The following is a 17,522-nucleotide window of genomic DNA, read 5'->3' as shown; positions in this document are numbered from 1 at the left end:
ATCAGGCCAGCGCGCGGATCGCCCTGGTGGCCAGCCAATAGCCGCCGGTCGCCGACGCCCCGCTCACGAACGTACCCCACGCGATATCCATCGCCACCATCCTGACGCTCCAGCTACGCAGGGTCGCCAGATTGGTCAGATCATAGGTGGCATAGGCAAAGAAGCCGAACGCTGCGCCCCAGATCAGGGCCGTTTTCCACTGACCGCTGGCCAGTGCCGGCAGAACCGCAAAGATAGTCAGACCCAATGCATAGATGGCGTAAAACACCACAGCTGGAATTAGCCGGAAATTCTCGGCCAGCATGGAGCCGATGAGCGGGCGATACACCCGATCCCCCATCGTTCCCAGCCACGCCGTGTCCACCACGGCAAAGACGACCAGCGTCAGGATATAGGCAATCACAACATTCATGAGTTTCGCTCCTGACAGGGATACGCACGAACGGCGACGCTGGATCCATCACCTCCGCGTATGTGGCAGGCGGGCTACGCTCCGCACGTTGGTGGACCGCAAAAGATCGAAAGGCGCAGTCGTTACTAACTGCGCCTTTTGATATTGTAGTGGAGGTTTAAAGTTGGGCCACCCACTCCCCCAAGCGGGTGGCCCAACGTCTGGATTCGGTAGGCCCGGGTGTCCTGCGACAGCGACCAAGCCTCTCCCCTCCAGCTGCCGATCGCTAGGCGCTCAGCAGTCTCATAAGAACCTGAAACATCAGGCTCAAAACCAGTCCGATTACACCCACCGTCAGCACCGTCGTAACGGTGCGGAAATGACGATGGAGGTAGTACAATAAAGTCCCTACCATCATCTTACCCCCCCGCAAGCCAATATGAAACATACAGTTCCGAGGGGTGCAAGCGGCGTACCGTGGAACTACGTATACGCCATATGGCTTAGCTTACAAGTCAGACTAGGCGGCTTTGCACCAAGGCGGCGTTCACGAAGCTGGCGAACAGCGGATGGGGTGCGAACGGGCGGCTCTTGTATTCAGGGTGATACTGCACACCGATGAACCAGGGGTGGTCCTTGCGCTCCACGGTCTCCGGCAGCACGCCGTCCGGCGACAGGCCCGCAAAATACAGTCCGGCCTTCTCTTCGATGGCCTGACGGTAGTTGATGTTCACCTCATAGCGGTGACGGTGACGTTCGCTGATATGGGTGTCGCCATAGATTTTAGCGATCAGAGAGCCATCGGCCAGCGTAGACTCATAGGAACCCAGACGCATGGTGCCGCCCAGATCGCCGCCCTGCTCGCGCTGGACGCGTTGGTTACCCTGCTTCCATTCCGTCATCAGGCCGACCACAGGCTCTTCAGCGGGACCAAACTCGGTCGAAGTGGCCTTGGGGAAACCTGCCAGATGGCGGGCGGCCTCGATCACAGCCATCTGCATGCCGAAGCAGATGCCGAAGTACGGGATCTTCTTCTCGCGGGCAAAACGGGCTGCCTGAATCTTGCCCTCTGCCCCGCGCTCGCCAAAGCCACCCGGCACCAGAATGGCGTGGGCATCTTTCAGACGTTCGGCGGCCTTTTCGGGGTCGCCTTCAAAAGTGTCGGCTTCCACCCAGTCCAGATTGACCTTGACGCGGTTGGCCACGCCACCGTGCATCAGGGCTTCGATCAGCGACTTATACGCGTCTTTCAGGACGGTATATTTGCCAACGATGGCGATGGTGACTTCGCCTTCCGGATTCAGGCGGCGGCGAACGATCTCGTTCCAGCTCGCCAACTCCGGCTCCGGCGCATCATTGATGCCGAAGTGGGCCAGCACCTGCGTGTCCAGGCCCTCGGCGTGATAGTCCTGCGGCACCGCATAGATATCAGCCGAGTCCATCGCCTGAATGACGCTGTCGGGGCGCACATTACAGAACTGGGCGATCTTGCGCTTTTCTTCGGCCGGAATCGGCTCTTCGCAGCGGCACAGCAGGATGTCCGGCTGAATACCGATGGAGCGCAGCTCCTTGACCGAGTGTTGGGTCGGCTTGGTTTTCATCTCGCCGGCCGTCTTGATGAACGGCAACAGCGTCAGGTGAACGAAGCACGACTGGCCACGCGGCAGGTCCTGCCCCAGCTGGCGGATCGCTTCAAAGAAGGGAAGCCCTTCGATATCGCCGACCGTGCCGCCGATCTCGACCAGCACAAAGTCCACGTCCTCGCCGTCATCGGTCTTGGCGGGGCTGAGGCAGAACTGTTTGATCTGGTCGGTGACGTGCGGGATGACCTGCACGGTCGCACCCAGATAATCGCCACGACGCTCTTTCTCGATGATGGTCGAGTAGATGCGTCCCGTGGTGATGTTGTCGGACTTGGCCGCCGACACACCGGTGAAACGCTCGTAGTGGCCGAGGTCGAGGTCCGTCTCCGCACCGTCGTCGGTCACAAAGACCTCGCCGTGCTGATAGGGCGACATCGTACCGGGGTCGACGTTCAGATAAGGGTCGAGCTTTCGCAGTCGAACCTTGTAACCGCGCGCTTGTAGAAGCGCGCCGAGAGCGGCGGAAGCGAGGCCTTTACCAAGGGAGGAAACCACGCCGCCAGTGATGAACACATATCTAGGCATGGGCGGAAACCCTAACCCATTTCGGGCGACTCGTCAGTCAGAAAAAGGTAGCGGTTACCCGAATTGTTCACAGCAAAAGAAAAAGCGCGCCCCGAAGGACGCGCTTTCAAATCACTGAAACCCTTGAACTCTTATTGAGCCGGGGGTTGGGCCGGAGCCACAGCGGCGGCCGGTAGGCTGGCTTCCAGATCGTCCAGCGACGGGGTCGCCGGAGCAGCCGGAGCGGCTTGTTCCGGTTGCGCAGCCGCAGCGGCTGCGGCCTCGTCATTTCCAATGGCGATCGCGCCGACCGAATCGGCGTCGATGATCGAACGCGAACCGCGCTCGACGTTACCGGCGATGGTCAGGGCAATGGCGCACACGAAAAATGCAGCCCCCAGAATGCCGGTGGCGCGGGTCAGCAGATTGCCTGCGCCGCGGGCCGTCATAAAGCCCGAAGGGCCACCGCCCATGCCAAGGGCACCGCCCTCGGAACGTTGCAGCAGGATAACCCCGGTCAGAGCGACCGAGATGATGAACATTACGACGAGCAGAATGGTCTGAAGCATGGCGTCATTCATGTGGGCGCGAGACTGCGCCGATCAAGAGGCGGCCTCTAACATTGATAGAGGCCGCGGGCAAACCTGAACTGTCCTTAGACAGCGCGAATGATTCCGAGGAAGTCGTCCGCCTTCAAAGAGGCACCGCCTACGAGTGCCCCGCCCACTTCCGGCACAGCCAGAATTTCCTTGGCGTTCGAAGGCTTCACGGAGCCACCGTACAGGATCGGAGCCTTAGCCCCGCCCTGCCCCAGACGGGCGATGATGGCGGCGCGTACAGCGGCGTGAACCTCTTCGATCTGTTCCAGCGTCGGGGTCAGACCGGTGCCGATCGCCCACACTGGTTCATAGGCCACAGCGAACGGCATGCACGACAGTGACTGCGGCAGCGAGCCCATCACTTGATTGCTGACGACGGAAACGGCCTCGCCAGCTTCGCGCTGTTCCAGCGTTTCACCAACGCAGATAATCGGCTCCAGACCGGCGGCCAGTGCGGCCTCGACCTTGGCGGCCACATCACTATCGGTCTCGCCAAAACCGGCGCGGCGTTCAGAGTGGCCGAGAATGACCAGATTGGCCCCTGCCTCGGCGACCATGTCGGCCGATACCGAGCCCGTGAACGCACCGCTCGCGGCTGCGTGGCAGTCCTGCCCACCGATTTCGATGGACGAACCGCCCAGCGTCTGGGCCATGCGGTCGATCAGGGTCGCCGGCGGGCACAGGGCCACGCGGCAGTTGGCGGCTTCGGCATCCAGAGCAACGCGCAGGGCGGCGGCCTCTTCGAGGCTCTCCCCCACGCCGTTCATCTTCCAATTGCCAGCGATCAGCTTTTGAGATTCGGTCATGCGGCTCTTTTAGGCCAGCGATCACCGCCCCGCCAAGCCCTGCGGCATCAGCGCGCAAACACCGACTATAGAGTGTCCAGTCCGACGTTGCGGTCTTCCTCTGGCCGGATTGGCGTGGTCTATTGGGCGAACTGCGACGTCCGAAGGCGTCATTCTTATACACATCTTGCAAGTGGGGCGCTTGCAGGGGGCTGGCGACTGCCCCTATACGCCAATCTGGCGCCCCTCTGACGCTGGTTTCCGACAGGTTTACCGAACCAATGATTACCCTGTTCCGCAACTTCGCGAAGTCGAAATGGGCCGTGGGCCTCTTCGCCCTGATTATTCTGAGCTTCGTCGTTGTCGGAGCGCAGTCGGACATTTTCGCCAATTTGGGGCCACGCCACGTTATTTCGGCGGGTGAGCGCAGCGTCGATCAACAACGCTTCCGCGCTGATTTTGAACGCGTTCGCGCCAACATTAGCGAACAGGCCGGTCGTCCGGTTTCGTTCGAAGAATTGGTTGAGCAAGGCTATCTGGGCCAGTTCCTCGAAAGCCAAACCCAACGTCTGGGCTTCTCGGCATGGGCTTGGAAAGCGGGCATCCGCCCCGGCAAGGAACTGGTGCTGAAGCGCATCCGCGAAGTTCCGGCCTTCTTCAACTCCATCACTGGCCAGTTCGACCAAGAGCTTTACGTTCAGGCCCTGTCGCAACAGAGCATCACGCCGGAAATGCTGGAGCAGGACCTGCGCGATGAGTTCGCCGCGGCGCATTATGGTGCCGGTCTGGCCGCTGGCGTGCGTCTTCCGGCCGTCTATTCTGCCCTGCTGGCTGCACAAGCCATGGAAACCCGCGACGGCGCATGGTTCACCGTCACCCAAGCCATGGCCGGTTCGGCAGGTCAGCCGACCGATGAGCAACTGAACGCCTTCATCAAGGAAATGGACGCCCAACTGCGCCGTCCGGAATTCCGCAAGGTGTCGCTGGTGCTGTTCACCCCGGGCCCGAACGATGCCCGTCCGGCTGTGACCGAAGAACAGCTGCGCGAGCGCTTCGAGTTCCGCAAGGATAGCCTGACCCAGCCGGAAACCCGTTCGTTCACCGTGCTGAGCGCGCCGTCCAAGGACGTGGCTGACAAGATCGCTGCCGAGCTGCGCGCCGGTAAGCCGGTGGCCGAAGTGGCAGCTGCCAACCGTATCCAGCCGACCCCGTACAACAACACCCCGCGCACCGCTCTGGGCGATCCAGCCATTGCCGACGCCGTGTTCGGTCTGAAAGCCGCTGGTACCACTGCCGCCATTCAAGCGCGCGTGGGCTTTGCCGTGGCTCAGGTCACTGCCATCAACGCCGGTCGCGATGTGACGTTTGAGGAGGCCCGTCCGGCTCTGGTTCAAGAGCTGCAGGCCGAAGCCGCCAAGACCATCGCCTATGACCGCGTCAAGAAGTTCGAAGACGCCCGCGCCGAGGGTAAGTCGATTGCCGACGCCGTGGCGGCTTCGGGTGCGCGTCTGACCCAACTGCCGGCCTTCACCCAACAGGGCCAGATGGAAAACGGTCAGCCGATGCAGGCCCCGCCGGCCATCATCGAAACCGCCTATGCCCTGTCGAAGGGTGGCGAGTCGGACGTGATCAACGCCGCCGATGGCCAATACTTCGCCCTGCGCGTCGACGACGTCATCCCGTCGGCCCTGCCGCCGCTGGACGAGTTCCGCGCCCCGCTGACCCAAGCCTGGGTCCAGCGTGAAAACGCCCGCCTGCTGTCGGCCAAGGCCGAAGAGCTGGCTGGCCGCGTCCGCGCTGGCGAAGACATCACCGCCGTCGCCGCCTCGGTGAACGCTTCGGTGACCGTCCGCACCAATGTGGCCGCTGATCAGGCGTCGCAGAACGCCAACGGTGCCGCCGTCCTGCGCGGCCTGTTCGGTCAGGGCAAGGATCAGGTCTTCACCGGCAACAGCGAAACCGGCTTCATCGTCGGTCGCGTGAACGCCATTCACGCCGCGGATCCGGCCAAGGCCGCCCCGCTGATCGCACAGCTGGCACCGCGCATGAGCGCTGAATGGGTGGATGGCATCAGCCAACACGCCATCACCGCCGCCGCCGCCCGCGTGAAGGCCAAGAACAGCGAACAGGACGCCCGTACCGCCATTGGCGTGACGGCTCCGGCTGCGGGTGCTCCGGCACCCGCCCCTGCCCCGGCCCAATAATGTCCGAGGCGGAGCGTACCGAGTTTGTAACCGGACTGGCGGCTGGCAAGACCCAGCTGCTGGTCCGCCGCCTGATCAACGACCTTGAGACACCCGTCTCGGCCTATCTCAAGGTCGCCCATGGCCGCCCCTACGCCAGCCTGCTGGAATCCGTAGAAGGCGGCGCGGTCAATGGCCGTTATTCCATCGTGACCCTGTCGCCAGACACGGTCTGGCGCTGCCGCGATGGCAAGGCCGAGATCGCACGCGGCCACAATATCCTCTCTGACAATTTTACCGCCGAGGAAGGCCCTGCGCTGGCCTCGCTGCGGGCTCTGATCGCCGCCAGCAAGTTCGACCTGCCTGACGATCTGCCGCCGATGGCTGCCGGTCTGTTCGGTGTGTTCGGCTATGACATGGTGCGCCTGCTGGAGCCGCTGGGCCCCGCAAATCCTGATCCGCTGAATCTGCCCGATGCCGTTCTGGCGCGCCCGGGCCTGATCGCCATCTTCGACTCGGTGAAGCACGAGATCGTGCTGGTCGCCGCCGCCTATGCCGACACCGGCACCGATGCCGAAGCGGCGTATGACGCCGCTGTCGCCCGCCTCGAAGAGTTCGAAGACCGCCTGCACAGCCCGATGCCGATCCAGCGCGAGCCGGAAGCCATCCCTGCACCCGAGTTCACGTCGCCGGTGGACGGTGACGGCTATGCCGCCATGGTCGCCAAAGCCAAGGACTACATCGGCGCGGGCGACATCTTCCAGGTCGTACTGGCACACCGCTTTTCGGCACCGTGGTCGCAAGACCCGTTTGCCTTTTATCGGGCGCTGCGTCGCGGCAACCCGTCGCCATATCTGTTCTATCTGGACTATGCGGGCTTCCAGCTGGCGGGCTCCAGCCCTGAAATCCTTGTGCGCCTGAAGGATGGCCGTGTGACCATCCGTCCGCTGGCCGGTACCCGCCCGCGCGGTGCCACGCCGGAACTGGACAAACAGCTCGAGACGGAACTGCTGGCCGATCCGAAGGAACGGGCCGAGCATTTGATGCTGCTGGATCTGGGCCGCAACGATGTGGGCCGCGTGTCTGCACCGGGCACGGTCGAGGTCACGGAAAGCTTCGTCGTCGAACGCTATTCGCAGGTCATGCACATCGTCTCCAACGTGAACGGACAGGCCGACCCGAAACTGGATGCGGTGGACACCCTGCTGGCCGCCCTGCCCGCCGGTACCCTGTCGGGTGCACCCAAGGTGCGCGCGATGGAAATCATCGACGAGCTGGAAACCGAAAAGCGCGGCGTCGGCTATGGCGGCGGCGTGGGCTATATCTCGGCCAATGGCGAGGCAGACATCTGCATCGTCCTGCGCACCGCCATGTTCACCGACAACAAGATTTTTGTTCAGGCCGGTGCGGGCGTAGTCGCTGATTCCGATCCGGCAGCCGAATACGCCGAGACGCTGGCGAAAGCCCGCGCCCCGATGAAGGCGGCCGAAGAGGCATGGCGATTCAACGCAACAACCCACACCCAGCCCTCGGTCACGACCAAGGGCTCGGCGGGATCAAGCGACGTCGCAGCCTAAGGAGTTCTGGTGATGTCGGTTTGGTCGGGACTTCGATCGGAACCGGCATTCACCGTTCCGATCAGCAATAATCCCATCGCAGCCGCAAAGGCGGCGGCTATCAGCGTGGGCGGTTTGGAGGGCGCTTCCATGCTCGATTCTTCGAGCAAACGACGCGCGTCGTGGATGGCTTCAATGATTTTCACAGCGGACTTCTTCCGATGGCGATGCTCCACCATCGCGCGGATTGTTTAACGACCGCTTGCTTCCACCCATTCCACGGCTAAAGCTGTGCATAACAGCGCCTGCCGACCTCCCGTATTGAAAAGCCTTCCCATGATCCTCGTCGTCGATAACTACGACAGCTTCACCTACAACCTCGTCCACTATCTGGCGCAGTTGGGCGCGCAGACGCACGTCATACGCAACGATGACCTGACGGTGGACGAAGCACTGGCGCTGAAACCCGAAGCCATCCTGCTGTCCCCCGGTCCGTGCGATCCGGATCAGGCGGGCATTTGCCTGCCCATTCTGGCCAATGCGCCCGAAGACATGCCGATCTTCGGCGTGTGCCTTGGCCACCAGTCGATCGGTCAGGCGTTCGGCGGCCAAGTGGTGCGCGCCAAGGCGCTGATGCACGGCAAGACCTCGCTGATCCATCATGAGGGCGGCGGCGTGTTCAAGGGCCTGCCCCAGCCGTTTACCGCCACGCGCTATCACTCGCTGGCGGTCAAGCGCGAGACCCTGCCCGACTGCCTTGAAGTCACCGCATGGACCGAGGATGGCGAGATCATGGGCCTGTCGCACAAGACGCGCCCGATCCACGGCGTACAGTTCCACCCGGAATCCATCGCCACGGAAAACGGTCACGACCTGATCGCCAACTTCCTCGACTTTGCGAACATCAAACGCACGGCGATGGTCTGAGGCCATGGACAGTTTCAAACCGATTCTGGCCAAGCTGGTCGCCGGACAGGTGCTGTCCGGCGATGAGGCCCAAGACTTCTTCGCCGCCTGCCTGCGCGGCGAGCCGACGCCCGCACAGGTCGCCGCCGCCGTCACCGCCCTGCGCCTGCGTGGTGAAACGGTCGAGGAAATCACCGCCTTTGCCCGCGCCATGCGCGCCGCTGCCCTGAAATTGGATCACCCGTTCGAGGACGTGGTCGATACCTGCGGTACCGGCGGCGACGGGGCGCACACCTATAATATCTCCACCGCCGCAAGCTTCGTGCTGGCAGGCGCGGGCCTCAAGGTCGCCAAACACGGTAACCGCGCCATGAGTTCCAAGTCCGGATCGTCGGACGTGCTGGCCGCGCTGGGCGTCAATCTGGATGCCACGCCCGCCCAACAGGCCGTGTCTCTGAACGATGCAGGCATCGCCTTCCTGTTCGCCCCCACCTATCACGGGGCCATGCGCCATGTCGGTCCGGTACGGGCCGAGCTGGGCTTCCGCACTGTGTTCAACCTGCTGGGCCCGCTGTGCAATCCGGCGGGCGCCAATCGTCAGGTCATGGGCGTCTATGATCCCAACCTGCTTGAGCCTCTGGTCGAGGTTCTGGGCCGTCTTGGGGCCAAGCGCGCCTGGACCGTCAACGGCAGCGGCCTTGATGAACTGACCACCACAGGCCCCACTGAAGTGGCCGAGTGGAAAGACGGCACCATCAACCGTTTCACCATCACGCCCGAAGACGTGGGCCTGCCCCGCGCCACTCTGGCCGACATTCAAGGCGGCGATGCCGAGGTGAACGCCGCGGCCCTGCGCGCCCTGCTAAATGGCGAGACCGGCTCTTACCGCGATATCGTGCTGCTGAACGCCGCCGCCGCTTTGGTGGTGTCGGATGTGGCCGAAGACCTGAAATCCGGCATCGCACAGGCCGCCGCGATCATCGACGATGGCCGCGCCATGGCCGCACTGGACGCCCTCGTCCGCGCCTCCCACACGCCTATCGAGATCGAAGCATGAGCGACATTCTGAACCGCATCGCCGAATACAAGCGCGATGAAGTCGCCGCCCGCAAGGCCGCGATCACGCTGGACGAACTGGAAGCCAAGGCCAAGGCGGCATCCGCCCCGCGCGGTTTCCGCAATGCACTGGCCAATACGGCGATGAAGTCGGGCCGCCCCGCCCTGATCGCCGAGATCAAAAAGGCCAGCCCGTCCAAGGGCCTGATCCGCCCCGACGATTTCGACCCGCCCGAACTGGCACAGGCTTATGAGCGCGGCGGTGCCACCTGCCTGTCTGTGCTGACCGACGGCCCTAGCTTCCAAGGTGATGACAGTTATCTGGTCGCCGCCCGCGCCGCCGTGGCCCTGCCCTGCCTGCGCAAGGATTTCCTTGTCGATCCGTGGCAGGTGGCCGAGAGCCGCGCCCTTGGTGCCGACTGCATCCTGATCATCATGGACATGATCGACGACGCGTTGGCCGCCGATCTGCTGGCCGAGGCCGACCGCTTTGGCATGGATGCCCTGATCGAAACCCACGACGAACAGGAAATGGCCCGCGCCTGCAAGCTGGTGGGCGACCGCGACAATGCTCTGGTGGGCGTCAACAACCGCTCGCTGCGCACCTTCGAGGTCGATCTGGCCAACACCGAGACGCTGGCCCTGCTGGCCCCGTCTCGCGCGCTTCTGGTCGCCGAAAGCGGTATCTTCACCCCCGAAGACGTCGCCCGCGTCGCCTCCGCCGGCTCCAAGGCCATCCTCGTCGGCGAAAGCCTGATGCGTCAGGCTGATGTGGAAGCAGCGACGAGGGCGTTGATAGCCTAACTAGGTGGCGTAACGCCCCCACCATCACTTCGTAGTCCCCCTCCCCCGTAAACGGGTGAGGATAAATCTCTCCTCCCCTGCGTCAGCGGGGGAGGTGTCGCGGCGCTACGCGCCGTGNNTGCGCCTTCTCGACCCGACGCGGCCTAAAGATCATCCACGATCTGCTCGGCCGCCTGCGCTTCTTCTCTCAGCCACTTCACGAACAACCTTGCCGGTTCTGACACGCTGCTGCGGCGGGTGAGGACGTGGTAGGCCATGTCGGTCGTCAGCGCCCCGTCGGCGAACGGCGCGACGAGGCGGCCATGCGCCAGATCATCGGCTACGAAGGCATAGGGGGCCAGCGCCACGCCCTGTCCGTGGATGGCGGCGTCGATGGCCAGCGCGGTTTGGTCCACGCGGGTGCCCTGTGAGGCGTCCACGTCCTTGACCTTGTGCGTCTTGAACCACATCGCCCAATCGGGGCGCGTCTCTTCCAGTTCGCTGGGGCGCAGGTGGATCAGGACGTGGTTTTTCAGGTCCGAAGGCTTCTTCAGCGCCTTTTCGCCCACCATCAACTGCGGCGCACAGACGGGGATCACATCAGCCCCGATCAGGCGTTCGGAGCGCACTCCCGCATACGGCCCACGGCCATAGCGCACGGCCACATCCACGCGCCCGCCCGCCACATCGGCCAGCCGCATATCCGCCGACAGCCACAGCTCGACCTCGGGGTTCTGGGCCTGAAAGCGCGTGATGCGCGGCGTCAGCCATTTGGAAGCAAACGACGGCGGCACCGACACCGACAGGGCAAAGCGGCGGTCGGGGCGATACAGCAAATCGCCTGCCCGCTTCAGATAATCGAACCCGTCACGCAGCAGCGGATAAAGCTCGGCTCCCAGTTCAGTCAGGGCAATCTGGCGCCCCTCGCGATAAAACAGCGGCGCGCCCGCGTGCTGTTCCAGAATGCGGATTTGCTGGCTGATGGCACCGGGCGTCACCGACAGTTCTTCGGCGGCGCGGGTGATGTTCAAGCGACGCGCGGCGGCTTCGAACGCCTTGAGCGAGTTCAGCGGCGGAATACGGCTGTCCAGCGGGCTGTCCTTGGCCATCTCAGTTCATCCAATCCGCTGTCGGCAGCCCGCGCGAGCGCAGGAAGGCCGGATCATAAAGCTTGCTGGCATAGCGCTGGCCGGGGTCGCACAGCACGGTCACGATGGTGTGGCCGGGGCCCATTTCCTTAGCCATGCGGATGGCACCGGCGATGTTCACGCCGCTGGACGCGCCAAGGCACATGCCCTCGTGCGCCACCAGATCGAACAGGATGGGCAGGAACTCTGCATCCTGAATTTGATAGGCATAGTCCACCGCATCCAGCCCCGTCAGGTTGCCGGTAATGCGGTTCACGCCGATGCCCTCGGTGATAGAGCTGCCCTCGCCCTTCAGCACGCCGTCCTTGAAGTAAGAATACAGCGCCGCCCCCGGCACGTCCGACAGGCCGATCTTAAGGTTCGGGTTCTTCTCTTTCAGATAGGTCGTGGTGCCGACCAGCGTGCCACCCGATCCGACCGCGCAGATAAAGCCGTCCACCTTGCCGCCCGTCTGTTCCCAGATTTCAGGGCCGGTGCCTTCATAGTGCGCCAGACGGTTCGACAGGTTGTCGAACTGGTCGGCGTAAAACGCGCCGTGCGGCTCGGTATCGTTGAGTTCTTCTGCCAATCGGCGCGAATAATGCACGAAGTGGTTCGGGCTGCTGAACGGTGCCGGATCGACCTCGATCAGCTTGGCACCGTGCAGACGCACCGCCCGCTTCTTTTCCTCGGTCTGGGTGCGCGGCATCACGATCACGACCGGATGGCCCAGCGCCGCGCCGACCATGGCCAAGCCTATGCCGGTATTGCCCGCCGTGCCTTCAACGATCGTCCCGCCGGGCTTCAACACCCCGCTGGCCCGCGCTTTCAGGATAATGCTGAGGGCAGCCCGATCCTTGATCGACTGCCCCGCATTCAGAAACTCGGCCTTGCCATAGATGTCACACCCCGTCGCCTCCGACGCAGCCTTCAGCCGCACCAAGGGTGTATTGCCAATCAGGCCCAGGACATCAGACGCGACACGCATTTAGAATTCCGCATAAAGACAAAGTTCTTTTTCACTTTGTCAGAATTTAGTATTTCTAACAATCTTCTCTCATGTGCAGATCGCGATAACGAACGATATGGATGAGTTCATAGCTTTAGACGAACGAACGCCCTTACACAAAATACCGGTAGAAATTCGAAAATTTTTCGGTAGCACCAAGTACCAACTTCAAGTCCTTTACGGTGCATTGGAAGTATACGAACTTATATGTGAAAAATATAATCTATCTATTTATCCAAATAAATCTCACATTCATATGTCTTCTGCGCGTAGCGTGATTCATGAGCTTAGTACATTTATGAAACTTGCTCATTCAGTACATAAATACAACAAGGAAACCAATAAATATTACGTTGAATATATAAAATCAAATCCATCTATAAAAAATACAAGGGATAGCCTTGCGCACTATTATGAAAGAATTAACACAACTCACAACACTATAAAAATTAATACAATGAAGATATCAGATGGTAAATTCCATATCATTAATAAAGATGGATTGTCTTATTCGAGCATAAAGTTAGATTATGAAATATACCAAAATTCTAAGCGCCTTGTTGAGAACTTTTACTTAGCCATTATCGACACTCCCAATAGATCCTAACAATGGAGCCAAGCATGGCTGGCCTGAAAGACAAGCGCGGCTTTATTGATAAGGACCGCATCGATCTGACTGAGCGTCAGTCGGTTGAGTACTGGATGAAGAAGTGGGGCGTGACGCGCGATCAGATCGTCACGGCGCACCGCAAGGTCGGGCGTATGACCAAGGACATTGCCGCCGAACTGGGCAGGAAACGCTAAGCGCCCTTCTCTGCTCCTCTAGAACGAAGCAACAAAAAGGCCCCAAGTTTCCTTGGGGCCTTTTGCCATTCTAGCGATGCGCGCAGATCAGATGTGGATCACGCGGCCATAGGCGTCGAGCGCGGCTTCGTGCATGGCTTCCGACATGGTCGGGTGCGGGTAGACGATGCCGTGGACGTCCTCTTCCGTCGCTTCCATCGTGATGGCGGTGACGTAGCCCTGGATCATCTCGGTGACTTCGTGGCCGATCATGTGGGCACCGATCAGGGCACCCGTCTTGGCGTCGAAGATGACCTTTACGAAGCCCTCGGTTTCACCCGAAGCGATGGCCTTACCGTTCACGCGGAACGGGAAGCGGCCGATCTTGACCTCGCGCTTGGCTTCGCGTGCGCCCTGCTCCGTCACGCCGACCGACGCGACCTGAGGCTGGGCATAGGTGCAGCCAGCGATGGGCGAGTCTACCTGCGGGGATTTGAAGCCCGCAATGTATTCTGCCGCGTGGATGCCCTCGTGCGAGGCCTTGTGGGCCAGCCACGGCGCACCAGCGCAGTCGCCGATGGCATAGAGGCCCTTCACATTGGTCTGGCAGTGGCTGTCGGTCTTGATGTGACCACGGTCCAGCTCGACGCCCAAGGCTTCTAGGCCAATGCCGTCGGTGTTGGCCGTAATGCCGACCGCCGAGATGCAGACCTCGGCTTCAAGCGTCTCGGCCTTACCGCCGACCTCGATAGCCACCGACACGCCAGAGGCGGTCTTGGTGACCTTCGTGACCTTGGCACCGGTCTTGAACTTAATGCCGCGCTTTTCAAAGCCCTTCTGGGCGGCCTTGGACACTTCTTCATCCTCGACCGGCATGATGCGATCCACGGCCTCGACCACGGTCACTTCAGAACCCAGAGCGCGATAGAAGCTGGCGAACTCGATGCCGATGGCACCCGAGCCGATGACCACAAAGGTCTTCGGCAGCTTCTTCGGGGCCAGCGCGTCGCGGTAGGCCCAGATCTTGTCGCCGTCAGCCTCAAGACCGATCTGCGGCAGGGCGCGGGCGCGAGCGCCCACGGCCAGCATCACGTTCTTTGCGTTCAGAACCTGCTCGCCGCCCTTGTTCAGGGTCACGACCACCTTGGGAGCCGCCGCGCCTTTTTCCAGCTTTGCGGTGCCCTCGATGACCTCGATCTTGTTCTTCTTCATCAGAAAGCCAACGCCCTGATTGAGCTGTTTGGCCACCCCGCGCGAACGCTGGATAATGGCGTCGAAGTCGAACGAGGCGCCCGAGGCCCACAGGCCGTATTCCTTGAGGTGGGACAGGCTCTCGAACTTCTCGCCCGACTTCAGCAGGGCCTTGGTCGGGATACAGCCCCAGTTCAGGCAGATACCGCCGAGGTTTTCACGCTCGACGATAGCGACCTTCTGGCCCAGTTGGCTGGCGCGGATGGCCGCGACGTAACCGCCGGGGCCAGAGCCGATCACTACGAGATCAAAATCACTCATATGTTCTGATCCTTAGGCCAGCATCGACAGCGGGTCTTCAAGCAGCGGCTTGAAGGCTTGCAGGAAGCGGGCGCCAACCGCACCATCAACCACGCGGTGATCGCAGGTCAGGGTCACGGTCATGACGGTGGCCACGGTCAGTTCGCCATTCTTGACGACCGGACGCGGCTCGCCTGCACCCACACTCATGATGCAGCCTTGCGGCTCATTGATGATGGAGGTGAACTGCTTGATGCCGAACATGCCAAGGTTGGACACCGAGAAGGTGCCGCCCTGGAACTCTTCCGGCTTCAGCTTGCGATCGCGGGCACGGGTGGCGAGGTCCTTGGACTCGGTCGCGATCTGGGCCAGCCCCTTGGTCTCGGCCTTGCGGATGATCGGAGTGATCAGGCCGCCATCGATCGCCACAGCCATCGACACGTCGGCATTGTGGTGCATGGCGATGCCTTCCGGCGTGTAGGAAGCGTTGGCTTCCGGCACAGCCTTCAGCGCCATGGCCGCAGCCTTGATGACGAAGTCGTTGACCGACACCTTGATGCCGCGCGGCTCCAGCATCTTGTTGATCTGGGCGCGGGCCGCCATCAGGGCGTCCAGCTCCACATCGATGAACAGCGGGAAGTGCGGGACATTGTTGACGCTGTCGACAAGACGGCGGGCAATGGCTTTGCGCATGCCATCCAGCGGGATCAGGTCGTAGGTGCCGTCCGGAATGCCCAGTTGGGCCAGCGTCGGCGCGGGCTTCTTGCCCTCGGCAGCGGCCGGAGCGGCCTTGGCAGCGGTGGCACCGCCGTTGGCCTCGGCAGCCTCGACGTCGCGCTTTACGATACGCCCGTGCGGACCGGTGCCCTTGATGGACGCCAGATCGAGGCCAGCCATCTTGGCCAGACGGCGGGCCAGCGGCGAAGCAAAGATGCGCTCGCCGTCCTCGCGCTTGGGCGCAGGCTCGGACTTGGTTTCAGCCTTGGGAGCGTCAGCCTTCTCGGCCTTGGGCGACTCGTCCTTAGCGTCGGCCTTCGGCTCGGCGTTGGCAGGCGCGGCGTCTTCCTTGGCCTCGGCCTTCTTGGGCGCAGGCGCGGCGTCGTCACCGGACAGGCGGGCGATGGGCGTGTTGACCTTTACGCCCTCGGCCCCTTCCTCGACGAGGATTTCCAGCACCTCGCCCTCGTCCACGGCCTCGACTTCCATCGTGGCCTTGTCGGTCTCGATTTCAGCAATGACATCACCGGCGGAGACAGTGTCACCGACCTTGATGTGCCATTTGGCCAGAACGCCCTCCTCCATCGTCGGAGACAGGGCGGGCATCAGAATGTCCGTCATGCCATCACCTGCTTCACAGCGGCCACGATCTTGTCGACGCCCGGCAGAGACAGGGCTTCGAGGTTCGCGGCGTACGGCAGCGGAACGTCTTCCTGGTGCAAGCGCAGCGGCGGAGCATCCAGATAGTCGAAGGCGTGTTCGATCACGCGGGCTACCACTTCGGCACCCACACCCATCGGACCCCAGCCTTCTTCGGCCGAGACGATGCGGTTGGTCTTCTTGACGCTTTCGACGATGGTTTCGTGATCCAAGGGACGCAGGGTGCGCAGGTCGATGACCTCGGCCTCAATGCCCTCTTCGGCCAGCTTTTCAGCGGCTTGCAGGGCAAAGCCGACCATGCGGCTGTGGGCCGTGATGGTCACGTCCTTGCCTTCGCGGCGCACCTTGGCCTTGCCGATCGGCAGGACATAGTCTTCCACGTCCGGCACATCGAACTCGAGGCCGTACATCATCTCGTGCTCGAGGAAGACGACCGGGTTCGGATCGCGGATAGCGGCTTTCAGCAGGCCCTTGGCGTCTGCGGCGTCATACGGCGCAATCACTTTCAGGCCCGGGATCTGGGCGTACCAAGCCGAATAGTCCTGAGAGTGCTGGGCCGCCACGCGGCTGGCCGCACCGTTCGGACCACGGAACACGATCGGGCAACGGATTTGACCGCCCGACATGTACAGGGTCTTAGCCGCAGAGTTGATGATGTGGTCGATGGCCTGCATGCCAAAGTTCCACGTCATGAACTCGACGATCGGCTTCAGGCCAGCCATAGCCGCACCGACACCCAGACCGGCAAAGCCGTGCTCGGTGATCGGGGTATCGACCACGCGCTGGTCGCCGAATTCCTGCAGCAGTTCGCGGCTGACCTTATAGGCCCCCTGATACTGGGCGACTTCCTCGCCCATCAAGAAGACGTTTTCGTCGCGGCGCATTTCCTCGGCCATCGCGTCGCGCAGGGCGTCGCGAATGGTGGTCTTCACCAGCTTGGCGTCAGCCGGAATTTCCGGATCGCGCAGGTCAGCGGTCGGACGTGCAGCCGGAGCCGCCGCAGCCTTGGCCGCAACCGGAGCCTCGGCTTCGGTCTGCGTCATGGGCTCAGCCGGAGCCTCTTCTGCCTTTTTGGGGGCCGGCGCGGCGTCTTCGCCAGCCAGACGGGCGATGGGGGTGTTCACCTTCACACCCTCGGCACCTTCTTCGACGAGGATTTCCAGCACTTCGCCTTCGTCCACGGCCTCGACTTCCATCGTGGCCTTGTCGGTTTCGATCTCTGCAATCACCTGACCGGCCGAGACGGTGTCACCCGCCTTGATGTGCCATTTGGTCAGCGTGCCTTCTTCCATGGTGGGCGACAGCGCCGGCATCAGAATGTCGGTCACG

General features: G+C 62.1%; 17 protein-coding genes. 7 read left to right on the top strand and 10 right to left on the bottom strand.

Annotated features, from left to right (window positions below; all coding sequences use genetic code 11):
* Position 1: 1 nt before the first annotated feature.
* The 4 genes from B3B04_RS10975 to tpiA form a co-directional block, all read right to left on the bottom strand.
* Entirely contained in the window at positions 2 to 412 is a 411-nt protein-coding gene (locus tag B3B04_RS10975) for a DUF2177 family protein (protein ID WP_292042867.1), read from the bottom strand.
* Positions 413 to 906: 494 nt separating this feature from the next.
* On the bottom strand, positions 907 to 2,559 hold the full coding sequence (locus B3B04_RS10970) for a CTP synthase (RefSeq protein ID WP_292042864.1): 1,653 nt from the start codon (positions 2,557 to 2,559) through the stop codon (positions 907 to 909).
* Between the two features lie 131 nt (positions 2,560 to 2,690).
* The gene (secG, locus tag B3B04_RS10965; protein WP_292042862.1) at positions 2,691 to 3,107 is read right to left on the bottom strand and encodes a preprotein translocase subunit SecG; all 417 of its coding nucleotides are present in this window, start codon (positions 3,105 to 3,107) and stop codon (positions 2,691 to 2,693) included.
* 86 nt (positions 3,108 to 3,193) lie between these two features.
* Complete coding sequence (gene tpiA, locus B3B04_RS10960) at positions 3,194 to 3,943, bottom strand: triose-phosphate isomerase (RefSeq protein WP_292042859.1); 750 nt, start codon at positions 3,941 to 3,943, stop codon at positions 3,194 to 3,196.
* Between the two features lie 260 nt (positions 3,944 to 4,203).
* On the opposite strand from tpiA, the gene B3B04_RS10955 reads away from it, so the two are divergent.
* Together B3B04_RS10955 and trpE are read left to right on the top strand one after the other, a co-directional pair.
* Complete coding sequence (locus B3B04_RS10955) at positions 4,204 to 6,126, top strand: peptidylprolyl isomerase (RefSeq protein WP_292042856.1); 1,923 nt, start codon at positions 4,204 to 4,206, stop codon at positions 6,124 to 6,126.
* A complete protein-coding gene (trpE, locus tag B3B04_RS10950; RefSeq protein WP_292042854.1) occupies positions 6,126 to 7,682 on the top strand; it encodes an anthranilate synthase component I in 1,557 nt (518 codons plus the stop codon). Before B3B04_RS10955 ends, trpE begins: the two co-directional genes overlap by 1 nt.
* On the opposite strand, the gene B3B04_RS10945 is transcribed toward trpE, so the two are convergent.
* The gene (locus B3B04_RS10945) at positions 7,679 to 7,867 is read right to left on the bottom strand and encodes a hypothetical protein (protein ID WP_292042852.1); all 189 of its coding nucleotides are present in this window, start codon (positions 7,865 to 7,867) and stop codon (positions 7,679 to 7,681) included. The two genes, trpE and B3B04_RS10945, sit on opposite strands and share 4 nt — an antisense overlap.
* 130 nt (positions 7,868 to 7,997) lie before the next feature.
* Between B3B04_RS10945 and B3B04_RS10940 the strand changes: the two genes are divergently transcribed.
* From B3B04_RS10940 to trpC, 3 genes are read left to right on the top strand one after another with little or no spacing between them, the layout of a single operon-like run.
* Positions 7,998 to 8,588: an anthranilate synthase component II gene (locus B3B04_RS10940; protein WP_292042850.1), complete on the top strand. Its 591-nt coding sequence runs from the start codon at positions 7,998 to 8,000 to the stop codon at positions 8,586 to 8,588.
* A 4-nt stretch (positions 8,589 to 8,592) separates the two neighbouring features.
* Positions 8,593 to 9,624, top strand: coding sequence for an anthranilate phosphoribosyltransferase (gene trpD, locus B3B04_RS10935; RefSeq protein WP_292042847.1), 1,032 nt, complete (start codon positions 8,593 to 8,595; stop codon positions 9,622 to 9,624).
* Positions 9,621 to 10,427, top strand: coding sequence for an indole-3-glycerol phosphate synthase TrpC (gene trpC, locus B3B04_RS10930; RefSeq protein WP_292042844.1), 807 nt, complete (start codon positions 9,621 to 9,623; stop codon positions 10,425 to 10,427). Before trpD ends, trpC begins: the two co-directional genes overlap by 4 nt.
* A gap of 143 nt (positions 10,428 to 10,570) precedes the next feature.
* On the opposite strand, the gene gcvA is transcribed toward trpC, so the two are convergent.
* A complete protein-coding gene (gene gcvA, locus B3B04_RS10925) occupies positions 10,571 to 11,515 on the bottom strand; it encodes a transcriptional regulator GcvA (RefSeq protein WP_292042842.1) in 945 nt (314 codons plus the stop codon).
* Position 11,516: 1 nt separating this feature from the next.
* Positions 11,517 to 12,521, bottom strand: coding sequence for a cysteine synthase A (locus tag B3B04_RS10920; protein ID WP_292042841.1), 1,005 nt, complete (start codon positions 12,519 to 12,521; stop codon positions 11,517 to 11,519).
* 97 nt (positions 12,522 to 12,618) lie between these two features.
* Here B3B04_RS10920 and B3B04_RS10915 point away from each other — a divergent pair, with 97 nt between their 5' ends.
* Positions 12,619 to 13,149, top strand: a complete 531-nt coding sequence (locus B3B04_RS10915) for a hypothetical protein (protein WP_292042840.1) — start codon at positions 12,619 to 12,621, stop codon at positions 13,147 to 13,149.
* Between the two features lie 14 nt (positions 13,150 to 13,163).
* Positions 13,164 to 13,346: a DUF3606 domain-containing protein gene (locus tag B3B04_RS10910; RefSeq protein WP_292042839.1), complete on the top strand. Its 183-nt coding sequence runs from the start codon at positions 13,164 to 13,166 to the stop codon at positions 13,344 to 13,346.
* An 87-nt stretch (positions 13,347 to 13,433) separates the two neighbouring features.
* Here B3B04_RS10910 and lpdA read toward each other — a convergent pair whose 3' ends face one another.
* From lpdA to B3B04_RS10895, 3 genes are read right to left on the bottom strand one after another with little or no spacing between them, the layout of a single operon-like run.
* A complete protein-coding gene (gene lpdA, locus B3B04_RS10905; protein WP_292042837.1) occupies positions 13,434 to 14,837 on the bottom strand; it encodes a dihydrolipoyl dehydrogenase in 1,404 nt (467 codons plus the stop codon).
* 12 nt (positions 14,838 to 14,849) lie between these two features.
* Complete coding sequence (locus B3B04_RS10900; RefSeq protein WP_292042836.1) at positions 14,850 to 16,154, bottom strand: pyruvate dehydrogenase complex dihydrolipoamide acetyltransferase; 1,305 nt, start codon at positions 16,152 to 16,154, stop codon at positions 14,850 to 14,852.
* Positions 16,151 to 17,521 (bottom strand): pyruvate dehydrogenase complex E1 component subunit beta, encoded by a 1,371-nt coding sequence (locus tag B3B04_RS10895; protein WP_292042835.1) that lies wholly within the window; start codon positions 17,519 to 17,521, stop codon positions 16,151 to 16,153. Before B3B04_RS10895 ends, B3B04_RS10900 begins: the two co-directional genes overlap by 4 nt.
* Between the last annotated feature and the right edge of the window lies 1 nt (position 17,522).

Origin of the sequence: Brevundimonas sp. UBA5713, assembly GCF_002419815.1 — a bacterium.
In the GTDB taxonomy this organism is placed as follows: Bacteria; Pseudomonadota; Alphaproteobacteria; order Caulobacterales; family Caulobacteraceae; genus Brevundimonas.
Note: the sequence above shows the minus strand (reverse complement) of the source record. Positions and strands in the feature narration are given on the sequence as shown.

Excerpts from the sequence above, each read along its gene's own strand:
- B3B04_RS10975 (WP_292042867.1), bottom strand. The coding sequence starts at position 412 with ATGAATGTTGTGATTGCCTATATCCTGACGCTGGTCGTCTTTGCCGTG.
- B3B04_RS10970 (WP_292042864.1), bottom strand. The coding sequence starts at position 2,559 with ATGCCTAGATATGTGTTCATCACTGGCGGCGTGGTTTCCTCCCTTGGT.
- secG (WP_292042862.1), bottom strand. The coding sequence starts at position 3,107 with ATGCTTCAGACCATTCTGCTCGTCGTAATGTTCATCATCTCGGTCGCT.
- tpiA (WP_292042859.1), bottom strand. The coding sequence starts at position 3,943 with ATGACCGAATCTCAAAAGCTGATCGCTGGCAATTGGAAGATGAACGGC.
- B3B04_RS10955 (WP_292042856.1), top strand. The coding sequence starts at position 4,204 with ATGATTACCCTGTTCCGCAACTTCGCGAAGTCGAAATGGGCCGTGGGC.
- trpE (WP_292042854.1), top strand. The coding sequence starts at position 6,126 with ATGTCCGAGGCGGAGCGTACCGAGTTTGTAACCGGACTGGCGGCTGGC.
- B3B04_RS10940 (WP_292042850.1), top strand. The coding sequence starts at position 7,998 with ATGATCCTCGTCGTCGATAACTACGACAGCTTCACCTACAACCTCGTC.
- trpD (WP_292042847.1), top strand. The coding sequence starts at position 8,593 with ATGGACAGTTTCAAACCGATTCTGGCCAAGCTGGTCGCCGGACAGGTG.
- trpC (WP_292042844.1), top strand. The coding sequence starts at position 9,621 with ATGAGCGACATTCTGAACCGCATCGCCGAATACAAGCGCGATGAAGTC.
- gcvA (WP_292042842.1), bottom strand. The coding sequence starts at position 11,515 with ATGGCCAAGGACAGCCCGCTGGACAGCCGTATTCCGCCGCTGAACTCG.
- B3B04_RS10920 (WP_292042841.1), bottom strand. The coding sequence starts at position 12,521 with ATGCGTGTCGCGTCTGATGTCCTGGGCCTGATTGGCAATACACCCTTG.
- B3B04_RS10915 (WP_292042840.1), top strand. The coding sequence starts at position 12,619 with ATGGATGAGTTCATAGCTTTAGACGAACGAACGCCCTTACACAAAATA.
- B3B04_RS10910 (WP_292042839.1), top strand. The coding sequence starts at position 13,164 with ATGGCTGGCCTGAAAGACAAGCGCGGCTTTATTGATAAGGACCGCATC.
- lpdA (WP_292042837.1), bottom strand. The coding sequence starts at position 14,837 with ATGAGTGATTTTGATCTCGTAGTGATCGGCTCTGGCCCCGGCGGTTAC.
- B3B04_RS10900 (WP_292042836.1), bottom strand. The coding sequence starts at position 16,154 with ATGACGGACATTCTGATGCCCGCCCTGTCTCCGACGATGGAGGAGGGC.